We start from the raw sequence: 15,662 nt of genomic DNA, 5'->3' as shown, positions 1-15,662 counted from the left end.
ATCCCCAACCCGCTAGGACCCGCTCATGAAGCCCGGAATCCACCCCGCCTACGGCCCCGTCGTCTTCCGCGACAAGGCCGCCGACTTCGCCTTCCTCACCCGCTCCACCCTGACCAGCGAGAAGACCGTCGAGTGGGAGGACGGCCACACCTATCCGGTCGTGGACGTGGAGATCTCCTCCGCGAGCCACCCCTTCTACACCGGCACCGCACGCGTCCTGGACACCGCGGGCCGCGTCGAGCGCTTCGAGCGCCGTTACGGGCGCGGTGAGGCCCGGTGACGGAGGAACAGCGGCGGAAACTGCCCGTCGTCATCGTCTGCGGGCTGCACGCGGAGGTGCGGCACGAGGTGGTGGAGGCGCTGCTCTCCCAGGTTCCGCACAGCGTCGCGCTCCACCACGACCTGTCCACGGCGACCGACGGGACCGTACGCCGCACCCTGCGGGACGCCACCGGGGAGCTGTCCGCGGGCGAGACTCCCCTGGTCAACGACTGCGCGTGCTGTGCGCTGCGGGAGGACCTGGTGCCCGAGCTGCGGCGGCTGGCGGACGGCGGGCCGACCCGGCTCGCGGTCCTGGAGCTCTGGGACTCCGTCGAGCCGAAGTCGATGGCCGAGGTCATCGCGGTGCACGGGGCCGACAGCTTCGAGGTGACCAATGTGATCAGCGCGATCGATCCCACGCTGGTCCTGCCCTGTCTCACCAACGGCGACGACCTGGCGGAGGCCGGTCTCGCGGCGGCCCCGGCCGATCAGCGGACCATCGGCGACACCTGGGCCCGGCAGGTGGAGTACGCCCCCATCCTGGCCCTGGCCGACAGCCCGGCGGCCGACGACGAGGACCGCGCGCTGATCGGGCAGATGAACCCGACAGCCTATCAAGTTGCTTCCGATTCAGTGGAGTTGGCGCGTATCGCGGTCGCCGGTTTCGATGTGGAGGCGGCCGCGGCGGGCCAGCATCCCGCCTGTGCGCTGCTGCCCCAGGAGGCGGACGAGGCCGGGGTCTCCACGCTAGTCTGGCGGCGCCACCGCCCGTTCCACCCCGAGCGCCTCTACCACGCGCTGGAGGACCTGAGCTGTGCCGCCGCCCGCAGCCGGGGCCGGTTCTGGCTCGCGGACCGGCCCGACACCCTGCTCTCCTGGGACGCGGCGGGCGGCGCCCTCTGCGTGGAGAACACCGGCCCCTGGCTCGCCTCCCTCCCGGACGCGGCCTGGGCCATGGTGCCGCCCTACCGGCGGGCCGCCGCCGCGCTGGACTGGCACCCCGAGCACGGCGACTGCTGCCAGCACCTGGTCTTCGTCTCCCCCGGCCTCGACCGCGACGGGCTGACCGGGCTGCTGGAGTCGTGCCTGCTCACCGACGAGGAGTACCGGGCGGGCCGGGAGGCGTGGAAGAGCCTGCCCGCCGCCTTCGACGCGCTCCTCGACCCGGTCTGAACCGGGAAGCACCCCCGTACCCCCGACTACCCGTACAAGGAAGCACGATGGCACGCAAGCAGGACCCCCGTAAGCCGCTCAAGGCCCGCCCCAACCCGCTGGACGCGGCGGGGATCACGTACATCGACTACAAGGACACCGATCTGCTGCGGAAATTCATCTCCGACCGGGGCAAGATCCGCAGCCGCCGGGTGAGCCGGGTGAGCGCCCAGCAGCAGCGGCAGCTCGCCGCGGCCATCAAGAACGCCCGCGAGATGGCGCTGCTGCCGTACTCCGGTTCGGGTAAGTAGCCCCGTTCTCCGGGCGCTGCGGCGGGGGCGGGGCCGCTCGGGATGCAGCACCGCGAGAGGCCGAGCACCATGAACCCATGGGCAGAGACACCTCCGAGGGGGACGGCCCGGAGCCGGTGCCGTCACGTCCGGCGGCGAGCGGGCGCCGGGGCGGTTCCCCGAACCAGAGCCTCGCTCTCGCGGCCATGCTGTTCGCCGTGTCGATGACGTTCATCGACCAGACGATCGTGGCGATCGCCGCTCCGGAGATCATTCACGAGCTGGGCCTCACCTCCACGCAGATGCAGTGGGTCGTCAACGCCTATCTGCTCACCCTGGCCGCGTTCTTCGCGCTGGGCGGGCGGTTGTCCGACATCTACGGGCACCGCCGGGTGATGCTGATCGGCACCCTCGTGTTCGTCATCGCCTCCGCGATGTGCGGTGCCGTGCCGGCCGGGGACTTCGCGCAGGCGTGGCTGATCGGTTTCCGTGCCGTGCAGGGCATCGGCGCGGCCCTGATGTTCCCGGCCGCGCTGGCCGTGGTCATCGCGGTGTTCCCGGTGGAGCGGCGCGGGCGGGCGCTGGCGCTGTTCTTCGGGCTCTCCGGGGCCCTCACCGCCGTGGGTCCGCTGCTCGGCGGCTGGCTCACCGCGTGGACGTGGCGCGCGATCTTCTGGGTCAACGTGCCCATCGCCGTCATCGCGATCGTGCTGACGCTGCTGGCGCGCATCCCGGACCGGTCGAAGCGCGAACCCCTGGATCTGCCGGGGGCGGTACTGGTGGCGGTCGGGATGGGGCTGACGGTGCTGGGCCTCCAGCAGGCGTCCACCTGGGGCTGGAGCTCCGTCGCCACCTGGGCGTGCATCGTGGTGGGCCTGCTGGTGCTGGCGTACTTCTGCTGGTTCGAGCTGCGCGCCCGGGTCCCCCTGATCAAGCTCCGGGTGTTCCGGGACCGGGCGTTCCAGATCGACACGGCGGTGCTGTTCTTCTCGATGATGGCGTTCGTGCCGGTGTTCTTCTTCGCCTCGGTGTACGCGCAGGTCTCGCTGAGCGCCTCGCCGAACCAGGCGGCGCTCTACCTCCTCTACTTCTTCATCGGGTTCGGCATCGCCTCCCAGTGGGGCGGGCGCATCCTGGACAAGCGCGGCGCCCGTCCGGCGCTGAAGATCGGTACGGCGCTCGGTGCGGCCGGATTCGCCCTGTGGGCCGGGAAGCTGACGACGCTCTCCATGCACGACCAGTGGCTGTACGCGGCGATGGCGGGCGCGGGCATCGGCTTCCTGCTGGCACCGGCCTCCACCGACGCCGTGAACCGGGCGATCGGCGCTTCGTACGGGGAGGTCACCGGGATCACCCAGACCGTACGCAATTTCGCGGCCTCCATCGGACTCGCCGTGTTCGGCACGGTGCTGACGCACCGGACGGTCACCAACGTGGAGACCACGCTGCGGGACCGGGGCGTTCCGGAGGGTGCGGCGGGCGATGCCGCTCAGTCGGTCGCGCAGGCGGTGACCGGCCAGGCGGACACCCGGGGTCCTTCCGGGACCGGTCCGGTGGCCGACGCGGTGAAGGACTCGATGCAGGCGATCCGGATGGACTTCGCCCAGGCCAATCAGTGGGTGTTCTACGGGATGGCCATCGCCCTGGCCATCGCCTTCCTGTTCGCCCTGCGTCACCCGGGGACCCGGGTGACGCAGGATTCCGCCGAGGGCGCCGAACAGGCTCAGAAGGAGTAGACCGCGCTGTCGTTCATGCTGCCCGCCAGCTCGCAGGCGTTGCCGTAGGTGTTCGAGAACGTGACGCGCTTGCCGTGCCAGACGCCGTGGGCGGTGATCACCACGGGGTTCCACTGCCGGGTACACATCCGGTCGGGCGAGGTCCGGGCGAGCTGGGTGAACTGGCCGCCGACCGCGTCCAGTTCCGCGCACGCGGCCCCGGGGTCGGGATGGGTGCCCCCGGCGCTCGGGGCGCATGTGAGGGTGACCGCCCGCTGGACCGTCGCCGTGAGCGGGTCCTCGCCCTGGGCCAGGGTGAGGACGAGCGCGGAGGGCGCGTACAGGCTCTCCGCCTTGGCCGGGGCCGCGTGGGCGGAGGTGGCGGTGAGACCGCCGAAGGCCAGGGCGCTCGCGGCGATGGTTGCGAAGATTGCGTGACGGTTGTGTCGCATGAGTGAAAACTCCTCGGTCGGGTGCTGATTGCGGTCAGGAGTCTTACGCATGCGGAAAGTAGGCGCACATCGACAGTCCGCTTCCAGCCGCAGACGTTCGTTCGAACCGACCGGATGGTCGTTCGGGCAGCTCACACGCCCCTCGCGACTCGTCCAGCATATGGACAGCCATCGGCGGTTCAATGGAAAACGACCGCCTGACCTGCGGTGATTCCGAAGCGGTCGGAAACCTCCGGAGGCCGCTTCGACTGGAAAACAACGTCATTCGGGCGGATCGGTGCCCATGCGAGCGGCGCGAGAGGTTCGGAGAGGGGCCAGCGGCGGGGCGGCGATCGCCACTCCCAGCGCCCGGAACCGGGACTTCCGTATACCGGATGACAGCAAGAATTAAGGTTAGGCTAACCTCACCGTCGTGATCGCTCCTGCCCACGACCGAGAAGACAGCCCGCCGCTCCGGGACACCGCGCCCGCACCGGCCGCGGGCACCGACAGCCACGAGGGCCCCATGGGCCCCACCGGCCGCATCGGCCTCGACGCCCGCGGCCTGACCGTCGCGTACGACCGGGCCGATGTCGTCCACGGGGCCGACCTCCGGCTGGAGCGCGGTCGGGTCACCGCCCTGATCGGGCCGAACGGCAGCGGGAAGTCCACCCTGCTGCGCGCCGTCGCCCGGCTGCACAGGGCCCGCACCGGCACGGTGACGGTCTCCGCCCCGGACGGCACCGAGCCGGTCGACGCCCTCGCCCTGTCCCGCAACGACTTCGCCCGCCGCGTCACCCTGCTCGCCCAGAGCCGCACCGCCCCGGCCGGGCTCAGCGTGCGGGACGTCGTGGGGTTCGGCCGCCACCCCTACCGGGGGCGGCTGCGCGGGGGCGACCCCGACGGCGCCCGGAGGATCGACCACGCGCTCGCCGTCACCCACCTCACCGACTTCGCCGAGCGCGGCGTCGAGAGCCTCTCCGGAGGCCAGTTGCAGCGCGTCTGGTTCGCCTGCTGCCTCGCGCAGGACACCGATGTCCTGCTGCTCGACGAACCCACGACCTACCTCGACCTCCGCTACCAGGTGGAGGTCCTCGATCTCGTACGCGATCTCGCCGACACCCACGGCGTGACCGTCGGGGTCGTCCTGCACGACCTGGACCAGGCCGCCGCCGTCGCGGACCGGGTCGTTCTCCTCTCCTCGGGGCGGATCGCCGCCTCCGGCACCCCCGCCGAGGTCTACGACTCCGAGCGGCTGACCCGGACCTACGGCATCCGGATCGACGTCGAACCGGACCCCTCCACCGGCATCCCGCGCACCCGCGCGGTCGGCCGCCACCACCTCCGTACCGAAAGGCCCTGAACCCCCTCATGAAGAACCAGCACCTGGCCTGGCCCGCCCTCGCCGCCACGGCCGCGCTCGCACTCTCCGGCTGCGGCACCACCGAGGCCCCGAAGGACGAGGCCGCCAAGGAGACCGCCGTCACGGTCACCGACTCCCGGGGCAAGAAGGTCACGCTCGACGGCCCGGCCAAGCGGGTCGTCGGCACCGAGTGGAACGTCGTCGAGACGCTCGTCACGCTGGGTGTGCAGCCGGTCGGCGTGGCCGACGTCAAGGGCTACACGGCGTACGACACCTCCGCGCCGCTCACCAAGGGCGTGAAGGACATAGGCACCCGGGGCGAGCCCAGCGTCGCCACCGTGGCCGGTCTCAAGCCCGACCTGATCGTGGCGACCACCGACCTCTCGGACTCCGCCATCGCACAGCTCTCCAAGGCCGCGCCGGTCGTCGTGGTGCGCTCGGCCGACGCGAGCCGGCAGATCGACCAGATGGTCGACAACGTCAACCTCATCGCCGAGGCCACCGGCACCGAGGAGAAGGCGAAGACCGAGATCGCCTCCTTCCGCAAGGCGGTCGAGGACGGGAAGAAGAAGCTCGCGGCGGCCGGTCTCGGGGGCAAGGAAGTCGCCTTCGCCGACGGCTGGCAGGAGGGCAACCAGGTCTCGGTGCGCCCGTACGTCAAGGGCTCGCTGATCACCGACGTGAACACCGAACTCGGCCTGGTCAGCCCGTGGAAGCTGGAGGGCGACAAGGCGTACGGGCTCGCGGCCACCGATGTCGAGGGGCTGACGAAGATCGGTGACGCGCGGTTCGCGTACATCGCCAACGACGCCGACGGCGGCGACCCGTTCAAGGACGGGCTCAAGGACAACGCGGTGTGGAAGTCGCTGCCGTTCGTGAAGAACGACCAGGTCCACCGGCTGCCCGACGGCATCTGGATGTTCGGCGGCACGGCGGCCATGCGCGACTACATCGAGGCGCTCGTCGGCGCGCTGACCGCCTGACGATGAGCACCCGCACCCCATCCGCCCCGCCCGCCGCGCCCGCCCCCGTGCAGACGGCGGCGGGCGCGGCCGGTCCGGCCGGGGCGCCGTCCCCGGCCGCGCCCGGCCGTCCGGCCCGCCGGGGCCGGACCTTCCTCCTCGCGCTCGCCGCGCTCCTGGCCCTCGGCGCCCTCGCGGTCGTCCATGTGGGCCAGGGCACCGCAGCCGTCGACCTGCACACGCTCTGGCAGCTGCTCACGGGCGCCGCGTCCGACCGGAGTGCCGACGAGCAGACGGCGGCCGTGGTGCTGGACTCCCGGCTGCCCCGGCTCGCGGCCGGGCTCCTCGTCGGCTGCGCGCTCGGCGCGGCGGGCGCCGCCCTCCAGTCGGTCTCGCGCAACATGCTGGCCTCGCCCGACACGCTCGCGGTGAACGCGGGCGCGTACCTCGCGGTCGTCGCCGTGGCCGCGTTCGGGATCACGCTGCCCGCGCTCCCGGCGGGCGGTACGGCGTTCCTCGGCGGACTGCTGGCGGCGGGTGTCGTCCTCGGTCTCTCGCGGGCGGGGTCCGGTCCGATCCGGCTGGTGCTGGCGGGCTCCGCGCTCACCCTGGCGCTGACCGGGCTCAGCGGGATGCTGCTGCTCCTGCGCTCCCAGCAGACGACGGGGCTGTTCGCCTGGGGCAACGGTTCGCTCGCCCAGATCGGCATGCAGTCCATCGACCGGCTCGCCCCCGTCGCGCTCGTGGCGTTCCTCGGGCTGATGCTGATGGGCCGGAGGCTGGACATCCTCGCCCTCGGGGACGACGGTGCGGCGGTCGTGGGGGTGAGCCCCCGGCTGACGCGCTCCCTCGCGGTGGTCCTCGCCGTGCTGCTGGCGGCAGTGGCCGTGACGGTGGCGGGGCCGGTCGGCTTCGTCGGCCTGTGCGCACCGGCCGCCGTCCGGCTGCTGAGCGCCTGGGTCCCGGCGCTGGTCCGCCACCGCGCGTTCATCCCGGCGTCGGCGCTGGCGGGCGTGATCGTGGTGCTCGGCGCGGATGTGGCGCTGCGGGCGGTGTTCGGCGCGCAGGCGGGGGCCGAGGTGCCGACGGGAATCGTGACGACCTGCTTCGGCGCGCTGGTCCTGGTCTTCCTGGCGTACCGGTCGCGGGACATGGGCACGGACAGCGGCTCCACGGCGTTCGCCCGGCTGCGCGGTCGCCGCGCGTTCGTCCTGACCGTGGTGGTCGCGGCCGTGGGGCTGCTCGGTGCGGTGGTGGCGGCGACGCTGCTGGGCGATGCCACGCTGCTCCTGGGCGATGTGGTGAACTGGCTCGCCGGGCGGTCCGGGCAGTTCACGACGTACGTTCTCGACACCCGCGTCCCCCGGGTCGCCGCCGCCCTGCTGGCCGGTGCGGCGCTCGCCGTGGCGGGTGCCGTCGTCCAGGCGGTGTCCCGCAACCCGCTGGCGGAGCCGGGGGTCCTCGGGGTCGTCAGCGGGGCGGGGGTCGGGGCGGTCACCGTCCTCACCGTCGTACCGCTGGCGAGCTTCTGGCTGATCGGCGGCTCCGCGCTGGCCGGTGCGGCGGCGGCCGCCGCGCTGGTCTTCGGTCTCGCCGCACACCGGGGGATGGAGCAGAACCGCCTGGTGCTGATCGGTATCGGGGTCCACGCGGGCGCGGGCGCGTTCGTGAGCCTGCTGATCGTGCTGACCGACCCGTACAACGCGACGAAGGCGCTGGCCTGGCTCGGCGGCTCGACCTACGGACGTACGTTCCCGGAGCTGATCCCGGTCCTGGTGGCGCTCGCCCTCGCCCTGCCGGTACTGGCCGTGCTGCGCCGGGATCTGGATCTGATCGGGCTGGACAACGAGACGCCCGCCCTGCTCGGCGTCCGGATCGGGGCCACCCGGCTCGGTCTGCTGAGCATCGCCGTCGTCCTGACGGCGGGCGCCGTCGCGGCGGTCGGCGTGATCGGTTTCGTCGGCCTCGTCGCACCGCACGCGGCGCGCGCCCTGGTGGGGCGGCGGCATGTGCGGGTGCTTCCGGTGAGCGCGCTGCTCGGTGCGCTGCTGGTGGTCGTCTCCGACACGGTCGGCCGGACGGTCATCGCCCCGGCGCAGATCCCGGTGGGGCTGCTGACGGCGGTGATCGGCGCCCCGTACTTCATCTGGCTGCTCTGGCGGTCCCGGAGCGAGGGGTGAAGGGGAGGCTCAGGGGGCTTTGTCGGGGGTTCATGAACCTTCGGGAGGGGCGGCGGGCGTGATGTGGCTCAGCACGCACCGCCAGTGGCCGTCCCGCCGTACGAAGACGTCCGTGGTCCATTCGTCGGCGTCGAAGCGGCGGCCGCCGTAGTGGGCGGTGTTCGTGATCCGTGCGGTGACGACGGCCGTGTCCCCGTGGACGCGAATCCTCGGCGGGGTGACGGCCCGCATCGCCGAGTGGGTCAGTTCGCCGGAGGTGACGAAAGCCAGGAAGGTGTCGCGGTCCGTGATGCCGGACTCGGAGACGATCACCCACTCGTCGGCCATGAAGGCGGCGATCCGCTCGGCGTCGTTCGCGACGATCGCGGCGGCCCACGCGTCCACGGCGGCGGCGAGCAGCGCGGTGTCCGCCGTGCTGTCGGGGCCTTCCGGGGGCGGCCCGGCCCGGTCTCCGCTGTCTCCCATTTTCCGAGCGTAACCGGGCGCCGGGCGGGCCGCAGTTCATGGCCGGGGCCCCGGGGCCGTCCGGTTCCCGGGGCCCCGGGGGGCCGCGGGAGTGGACTGCGGCCCCCGAGGTCATCGGCGGCGCCGGGTCAGCGCGATCCGCCGTACCGGTGCTCGAAGGCCGCGTACGCCTCCTCCTGACGCCACTGGACCGCCGCCTTCGGGTTGTCCGCCAGGTGGCGGGCGCAGGCCGGGGCGGGCGGAGCGATGCCCGGCCGGGCTCCGGCGCAGGCGCGCACCGGGCGGTAGCCGGTACGGGCGGAGCCGGTGGCCCACAAGCTGGAGCCGTCGAGGAACGCGTACTCCAGCGAGGCGCGCGCCAGGTCCTTCAGCTCGGTGTAGCTCAGCCCGTAGGTAGCGCGGGCGTACTGGTACTCGTGGCTGATGTCGATCCGCGAGACGCCCGGGTCGTCGGTGGCGAGGACCACCGGGACGCCGTAGTCGCGGTAGGTGGTGAACGGGTGGTCGTCGCCCGCCACTCCCAGGATCTGCTTGTTGCTGCTGAACGGGACCTCGACGGCGATGCCGCGCCGGGCCATCGTGCGGGCGAGCTGCCGCCAGTCGTCCTCGTGGACCAGGTCGACGCCGTGTCCGATGCGTTCGGCCCCGGCGACGAACACCGCCTCGCGGATGTGGAAGGTGAGGTCCTCGGGCTTGACCAGTCCGGGCGTCAACTCCCCCGCGTGCAGGGTGAGCCGGGCGTCCGGGTACTGGGTGCGCAGGTACTGGAGCATCCGCATCTGGAGGCTGTAGTTGCGCAGGGCGCTCTCGCCGTCCTCCGGCTGGACGAGGTTGACCGCGACGAACCGCTGGTCACGCTCGGCGAGCCGCATGCCGACGGCCATCTGTGTGAAGACCCGCTCCGGTGAACTGCCCCGGGAGACCTGGGAGATCCACCGTACGGAGAGCCTGCAGCCCGGGTCGGGGCGGCCGGTGTCGCAGTGCGCGGTCTCCCGGAACTGGGCATCGGCGGCGTCGGCCTCGCGGACGGCCTCGTCGACGACCCGGTCGAGCTTCCCTCCGGCGACCAGCTTCCGGTGGAAGGCGGCGAGGTCGGCGTCGTAACCGACCGTCTCGGCGAGCTTCCGCGCGCTGTCCGACGCGGGGGTGACCAGGGTCTCCAGATAGAACTGGTTCTGCTCCACCACGCTGTTGGCGACGTTGGCGAGCAGCTTCCCGCGGTCGCGGGTCGCCTCCCCGAACTTGCCGAAGGTGTCGAAGAAGTGGTCGTGGCCGGACTGGTCGGCCGGGAAGTCCTGCATCGACCAGGCGCGGACGATGCGCTGGTGGAACGCGGCGTCCGTACGGGCGTCGGCGGCAGGGCGCGTACCCGGTCCGCAGGGCGGGCGCACGGCGGTGTCCGTCGCGTCGATGCACAGCCCGTTCTCGCCCGCGAGCTGGATCAGGTACTCGGTGGCGACCGCGCCCGACAGGTGGTTGTGGAGGTCACCGCCCTTGGGCAGCGCGGCGAAGAACGCCCCCAGCCGTTGCGGGTTGCCCGCCAGGGCGTCGAGCCGGGCGGAGGTCCGGCGCTCGGCCGGTGTGGTGACGCGGTGCGACGCCGGGGCCGCCTGCGCCGCCGCCCGGGCGGACGGGTCCTGCCGCGCGGGTGCGGCGGTCGCGGGGAGGGCGGGGAGGAGAGCGAGTAAAGCGAGTGCGCCGATCCCTGCCGGGACCAGGGACTTGGGACGGTGTGCCGTCCGAATCGATGAGATCACCGCCGAATGATCGCGTCGGCGAAGGCACTTGCCCGCCCGAATCGCATGGCGGGACAGCAAGATCCACTCGATCGAGTGGGGAACGGCGGTGGCGGCGACAGCGACGACTGCGGCGGCCGGTGCGGCTCGGCGGCCCGCGGTCTTCCGGAACCGGGCTGGCTACGATACTGATCGACTGATCGACTGCAAGGGTGCCGCCACCGGCCGGGCGGCCCGACCGGACGGGTGGACCTCAGCCATGGACGACGCTCCCCGGGTGGACCGTGACGCGGCCCCCGACCACTACGGCCGACTGCGCGTGCGCGCCGACGGGCTCGGCCCGGCGCGGTGGCTGACCGAACGCACCGAGGCCAAGGGCGGTTTCGGCAGGGTGGCGGGGGTCTCGGGCCCCGGCTTCGCGGCCTACGCGCGCCTCCCGCACCCGGCGGCGCTGGACGGACGGCCGGTGCGCTGGGCGGACCTGGGCGCGGCGTACGGGCGCCCGGTGGGCCCGCGCACCCGCTGGCACGAGCTGATCGGCACGGACATGGACCACCGGAGCGGCCCGGACGGCGGGCTGCCCGGTGTCTGGGACGAGCCCGCCGCGGAGGGCCCGACCCCGCCGGAGGTCGCCCGCGCGCTGATCCCCGTCCTGGCCCGGCACACCGCCACCGCCGGAAGCTGCTGGTTCGGCCTGTGGCACGGCTACGGGCGGTGGGACTTCGGCCGCTTCCCCGTCTTCTCCACGCCGGGCCGCGAGGAGGTGCTGCTCTCGGGGGCGCTGGAGGACGCCGTGTCCCCGGTGGAGCTGGACGAGTTCGCGGAGCTGCCCGACCTGTGGTGGCCCGAGGACCGTGCGTGGTGCGTCGGCGGGGACGTGGACCTGGTGAGCACGTATGTCGGCGGGTCCCCGGAGCTGATCGCCGATCTGCTGGCGGCGCCCGGCCTGGAGGCGTACCCGGTGGGCCCGCGCGATCTGCTGGACTGAGACCGGTCTCCACCACGACGTCGGCTCCGACGCGCGAGGGGGCGGGGCCTCGGCGCGAGGCCCCGCCCCCTCTATCGGTGGGTCTCTATCGGTGGGTCAAGCGGCCGTCAGTGGTGCGACGGGACTCCGAACCGGTCCGGGCCACGCTCCGGGAGCGGAGATCCGGGAACCTCTCCCCGCTGCTGGTTCTGCCGTGCCTCCGCGTTCGAGGCTTCGGTCGCCCGGCAGTTGACGTCCTTCGACGGGAGCTTGCCGGTGAGCAGGTAGCGGTTGACCGTGCCGTCCGTGCACGGGTTGCCGCTCGGGTAGATGCCATGGCCCTCGCCGCCGAGGACGGTGACCATCTTCGAGCCCTTCAGGGAGGCGTGCAGGGCCTGGCCGCTGGGCAGCGGGGTCTGCGAGTCCCACTCGTTCTGGACGATCAGGGAACCGACCTTGTTCTTCACCTTGGTCACCGGCTCCACGGACGTGCCCCAGAACGCACACGGCTTGATGCTGGACGCGAAGTCGCCGAAGATCGGGTAACGGCCCTTGTCCGCGATGGCGTCCTGCCGGTAGCGCTCCGGATCGCGGGGCCAGGCGGCCGAGTTGTCGCCGCACACCACGGTCCAGAAGCTCGCCGTCATGTTGTCGGCCGGCACCTCGGCGGCGGCCTTGCGCGCCGCCCCGGTCCCGGCGGGCCCGGTGAAGGCCGTGAGCTTCTTCGCGGAGGCGGGCCGGCCCTCCGCGGCCTTCTTCAGCTCGACGAGCGTCTCGGAGGCGGCCTTCGGGCTGAAGAAGGCCGCCCGCATCCCCATGCGGATGTCGTCACCGGTGAGAAGCCAGCCGTCCAGCTCGATGGGCTTCTCGTCGGCCTGCGCGACCAGTTCCCAGAAGGTCCGGTCGACCTTCTTCGGCGTGTCGCCGAGTCCGTACGTCTTCGAGCGCGCGGCGGCCCACCCGGTCCACCGGTCGAACGCGGGCTCGGCGCCCTCCGCCCACCACTGGACCATGCCCCGCCAGGCGCGCGCCGGATCGACCGCGCTGTCCAGCACGAACCGGTCGGCCCGGCCCGGGAAGAGCTGGGTGTAGACGGCGCCCAGATAGGTGCCGTACGAGTACCCCACGTACGAGATCTTCTTCTCGCCGAGGACCGCCCGGAGCAGGTCCATGTCGCGGGCGGTGTTGCGCGTGGTGATGTGCGGGAGCGTGGCGCCCGCCTTCTTGCGGCACTTCTCGGCGACCTTGCGCGCCCAGGCGACGTCCTTGGCGAACGTCTCCGCCTTGTACGGGCGCAGCCACTCCTCCTCGTCCGGTGTCAGGCCGCAGGTGACCGGGCTGCTCCGGCCGACACCGCGCGGGTCGAAGCCGATGAGGTCGTACTTCTGCCGCGCGGACGCGGGGAGTTCCTCCTGCAACGCCAGCGGCAGGTAGATGCCCTGGCCCCCGGGGCCGCCGGGGTTGGAGAGCAGGACGCCGTGCCGTTTGCCGGGCGCGGTGCTCTTGATCCGGGATATCGCGAGGTCGATCCGCTTGCCCCCGGGAGCCCGGTAGTCCAGCGGGACCTTGATGGTGGCGCACTGGAACGCCGCCGGGGCGGAGGCTTCGCACCGCTTCCACTTCGGCTTCTGCTTCACGTACCGCTGCAGCGCGCCCGTACCGGCGAGGGAGGCGGCGGAAGCGGCGGCGGAGGAGGCGGCCGGAGCGGAGGGGGTGGCCGGGGCGGCCGTGGCCGTCGAGGTGGCGACTGCCGGAGCCAGCGTTGCCGTAAGAGCCACGGCCAGCAGGGGCGCGAGACGTCGTCTGCGCACGTTATCGGTCCTTCCGGTGGCAGGTTGGGACAGGGAGGATCATTCAGGAACCGGCTGTATGTACGAAACCCTCCCCCGGCCGCACTTTTCTCCCCCTTGGGGATGAGGCAAAAGACGTGCGTGATACCCGAGTTGTAGGGGTACGCAGAACCCCGCCCCGCCCCGTCCCGTCCCGCCCCCGTTCACCGCTCCGGCACGACCCGCACTCCCGTCCCCTCCGCGTCGGCGTCGGCATCGGCGGTACGGGCCGACACCTCATCGGGGGCGTCCGGTCCGGGCCCGCCCCGTGGGGCGCCGACGCCGCGCAGGGCGGTCATCGCGATGACGGCGGTGGTGGCGGCGACCAGGGCGCAGACGACGGCGACGGCGTTCAGCCCACCGGTGTACGCGTCACGGGCCGCGGCCAGCGCCTGTCCGCCCAGCTCCGGCGAGAGGTGCTGGGCAGCGGCGACGGTGCTCTCCAGGCTGTCCCCGGTGGCCCGGGCGGCTTCCGCCGGCAGCCCGTCAGGAACCTGCACCCCGCTGCGGTAGACGGCACTGCCGAGACTGCCCAGGGCGGCGATGCCCAGGGCCACCCCCAGGTCACCGCTGATCGAGGAGAGCGCCGCGGCCGATCCGCCCCTCTCCGGCGGCGCGGAGCTGACCACCAAGTTGGTGCCGAGCGCCCCGGCCGGACCGCTGCCGAAGAACACGACGATGAACCCGGCCACCAGCAGCGGCAGTCCGCCGACCGGGCCGACGAAGGCGATCAGCACATAGCCGACCGCGCCGATGCCCAGGCCCAGGCCGATGACGACGCCGAGCGGCAGCCGCTTCAGGAGGGTCGGGGCAAGCTGCGCGGAGACGATGGAGGCGAGGGCGGAGGGCACCATCCACAGGCCCGCCTCCATCGGGGAGAGACCTTCGACCATCTGGAAGTAGCCGGTGACGAAGAGGTAGAACCCGCCCATGGCGACCATCGAGACCAGCAGGACCACCAGCGCGAAGCTGAACGAGGCGCTGCGGAACAGACGCAGATCGAGCAGCGGGCTCTCCAGCCCGCGCTGCCGCGCCACGAACGCCGCGCCCACCGCGAGCCCCACCAGGACCGCCGCGGCCGACCCGGGCGACCAGCCGTACTTGGCGAGCTCCTTGAGCCCGTAGACGACGGGCAGGATCGCGCCCAGCGAGAGGACCACGCTGAGCAGGTCCACCTTCCCCGCTCCGGAATCCCGGTACTCGGGCAGCAAAACCGGCGCCAGGACCAGCAGGATCACCATGATCGGCACGCCCAGCAGAAAGACGGACCCCCACCAGAAGTACTCCAGGAGTACGCCGCCGACGACGGGGCCGAGCGCGGTGCCCGCCATGAAGCAGCTGGCCCACACCGCGATGGCCCGGCCGCGCTCCTGCGGGTCGTGGAACATGTTGCTGATCAGGGCCAGGGTGGACGGCATCAGCGTCGCCGCGGAGATGCCCAGCAGCGCCCGGGTGGCGATCAGTGCCTCGGCGCTCGTGGAGTAGGCGGCGAGCAGGGAGGTGAGACCGACGCAGACCGCCCCGATCATCAGAAGCCTGCGGCGGCCCACCCGGTCGCCGAGGGTGCCCATGGTGATGAGGAAGCCGGCGATCATGAAGCCGTAGATGTCCATCATCCACAGCGTCTGGGTGCCGGTGGGCCGCAGGGCCTCGGCCAGGTGCGGCAGGGCCAGGAAGAGGACGCTCTGGTCGAGGGAGATCAGCAGCGTGGGCAGGGCCAGCACGGCCAGCCCGGCCCATTCCCGGGCGCCCGCCTTCGGCACGGAGGCTGCGGCGGCCTTCGAGGACATGGGGATTCCTTCCGTCGTACGTGGGTGGGGAGCGGCGGCCGTACGGGGCGCGCCGGATCGGGTCCCGCCGATGGCCGGCGTTCCTGCTGACGGCCCGGCCGGGGCCGGTGCGCTCGGCGCGGGACGTCCTGGGCGCAGGTGTCCCGTCGGGACGACCGGGACCAGGACGACCAGGACAGCCGGAACGACCGGGACAGCCGGGACAGCCGGGACGACCGGGACAGCCGGAACGACCGGTCGCCCGAGGAGGACTCGGGCCCCTTGGGGCTCTGGGCCTCTCGGCTCGTCCTGCGCCGACTGTGCGCCTGAGCGCTCCCGGACTTCTCCTGGACTTCTCCCGGGCCCCTCCCGGGTCCTCTCCTCGGTCTCTCCCGGCCGGTCCCGGCCAGTTCCCGGCCGGGCGGCGGTGGCCGGTGGCGGGCCACCGGCGGTAGGTGACCGGCGACCGGTCCCGACAAGCCGGTGAACAGTGCGGGTGGCGGCGGAACAGGAGAAGGGGACGGTCGCAGCGGCCGGGGGGG

General features: G+C 72.6%; 13 protein-coding genes. 8 read left to right on the top strand and 5 right to left on the bottom strand.

The window, feature by feature from the left end:
* The first annotated feature begins 25 nt into the window (after positions 1 to 25).
* The 4 genes from B7C62_34000 (at position 26) to B7C62_33985 (ending at position 3,439) form a co-directional block, all read left to right on the top strand.
* Complete coding sequence (locus B7C62_34000; protein ID ARF76745.1) at positions 26 to 280, top strand: 50S ribosomal protein L31; 255 nt, start codon at positions 26 to 28, stop codon at positions 278 to 280.
* Positions 277 to 1,434, top strand: a complete 1,158-nt coding sequence (locus B7C62_33995) for a cobalamin biosynthesis protein CobW (GenBank protein ARF76744.1) — start codon at positions 277 to 279, stop codon at positions 1,432 to 1,434. Before B7C62_34000 ends, B7C62_33995 begins: the two co-directional genes overlap by 4 nt.
* A gap of 47 nt (positions 1,435 to 1,481) precedes the next feature.
* Complete coding sequence (locus B7C62_33990; GenBank protein ARF76743.1) at positions 1,482 to 1,724, top strand: 30S ribosomal protein S18; 243 nt, start codon at positions 1,482 to 1,484, stop codon at positions 1,722 to 1,724.
* A gap of 77 nt (positions 1,725 to 1,801) precedes the next feature.
* On the top strand, positions 1,802 to 3,439 hold the full coding sequence (locus tag B7C62_33985) for an MFS transporter (GenBank protein ID ARF76742.1): 1,638 nt from the start codon (positions 1,802 to 1,804) through the stop codon (positions 3,437 to 3,439).
* Here the strand turns inward: B7C62_33985 and B7C62_33980 are convergent.
* Positions 3,427 to 3,870 carry a protease inhibitor protein gene (locus B7C62_33980; GenBank protein ARF76741.1) on the bottom strand — a complete coding sequence of 148 codons (444 nt, stop codon included), beginning with the start codon at positions 3,868 to 3,870 and terminating at the stop codon, positions 3,427 to 3,429. The two genes, B7C62_33985 and B7C62_33980, sit on opposite strands and share 13 nt — an antisense overlap.
* 505 nt (positions 3,871 to 4,375) lie before the next feature.
* Between B7C62_33980 and fecE the strand changes: the two genes are divergently transcribed.
* Genes fecE through B7C62_33965 form a run of 3 tightly spaced genes read left to right on the top strand, consistent with a single transcriptional unit; the run spans position 4,376 to position 8,354 of the window.
* Positions 4,376 to 5,212: an iron-dicitrate transporter ATP-binding subunit gene (fecE, locus tag B7C62_33975; protein ARF76740.1), complete on the top strand. Its 837-nt coding sequence runs from the start codon at positions 4,376 to 4,378 to the stop codon at positions 5,210 to 5,212.
* Positions 5,213 to 5,220: 8 nt separating this feature from the next.
* A complete protein-coding gene (locus B7C62_33970; protein ARF76739.1) occupies positions 5,221 to 6,195 on the top strand; it encodes an ABC transporter substrate-binding protein in 975 nt (324 codons plus the stop codon).
* 2 nt (positions 6,196 to 6,197) lie between these two features.
* A complete protein-coding gene (locus B7C62_33965; protein ID ARF76738.1) occupies positions 6,198 to 8,354 on the top strand; it encodes an ABC transporter permease in 2,157 nt (718 codons plus the stop codon).
* Between the two features lie 30 nt (positions 8,355 to 8,384).
* Here the strand turns inward: B7C62_33965 and B7C62_33960 are convergent, their stop codons facing one another.
* Both B7C62_33960 and B7C62_33955 read right to left on the bottom strand, forming a co-directional pair.
* Positions 8,385 to 8,819 (bottom strand): DUF4440 domain-containing protein, encoded by a 435-nt coding sequence (locus tag B7C62_33960; GenBank protein ARF76737.1) that lies wholly within the window; start codon positions 8,817 to 8,819, stop codon positions 8,385 to 8,387.
* Between the two features lie 128 nt (positions 8,820 to 8,947).
* A complete protein-coding gene (locus tag B7C62_33955) occupies positions 8,948 to 10,576 on the bottom strand; it encodes an adenosine deaminase (protein ARF76736.1) in 1,629 nt (542 codons plus the stop codon).
* Between the two features lie 238 nt (positions 10,577 to 10,814).
* Here B7C62_33955 and B7C62_33950 point away from each other — a divergent pair, with 238 nt between their 5' ends.
* The gene (locus B7C62_33950; protein ID ARF76735.1) at positions 10,815 to 11,543 is read left to right on the top strand and encodes a hypothetical protein; all 729 of its coding nucleotides are present in this window, start codon (positions 10,815 to 10,817) and stop codon (positions 11,541 to 11,543) included.
* A gap of 107 nt (positions 11,544 to 11,650) precedes the next feature.
* On the opposite strand, the gene B7C62_33945 is transcribed toward B7C62_33950, so the two are convergent.
* Positions 11,651 to 13,333 (bottom strand): alpha/beta hydrolase, encoded by a 1,683-nt coding sequence (locus tag B7C62_33945; protein ARF76734.1) that lies wholly within the window; start codon positions 13,331 to 13,333, stop codon positions 11,651 to 11,653.
* Between the two features lie 182 nt (positions 13,334 to 13,515).
* Positions 13,516 to 15,141, bottom strand: coding sequence for an MFS transporter (locus B7C62_33940; protein ID ARF76733.1), 1,626 nt, complete (start codon positions 15,139 to 15,141; stop codon positions 13,516 to 13,518).
* Positions 15,142 to 15,662: the final 521 nt, after the last annotated feature.

Origin of the sequence: Kitasatospora albolonga (genome assembly GCA_002082585.1) — a bacterium.
Taxonomy (GTDB): domain Bacteria; phylum Actinomycetota; class Actinomycetes; order Streptomycetales; family Streptomycetaceae; genus Streptomyces; species Streptomyces stephensoniae.
Note: the sequence above shows the minus strand (reverse complement) of the source record. Positions and strands in the feature narration are given on the sequence as shown.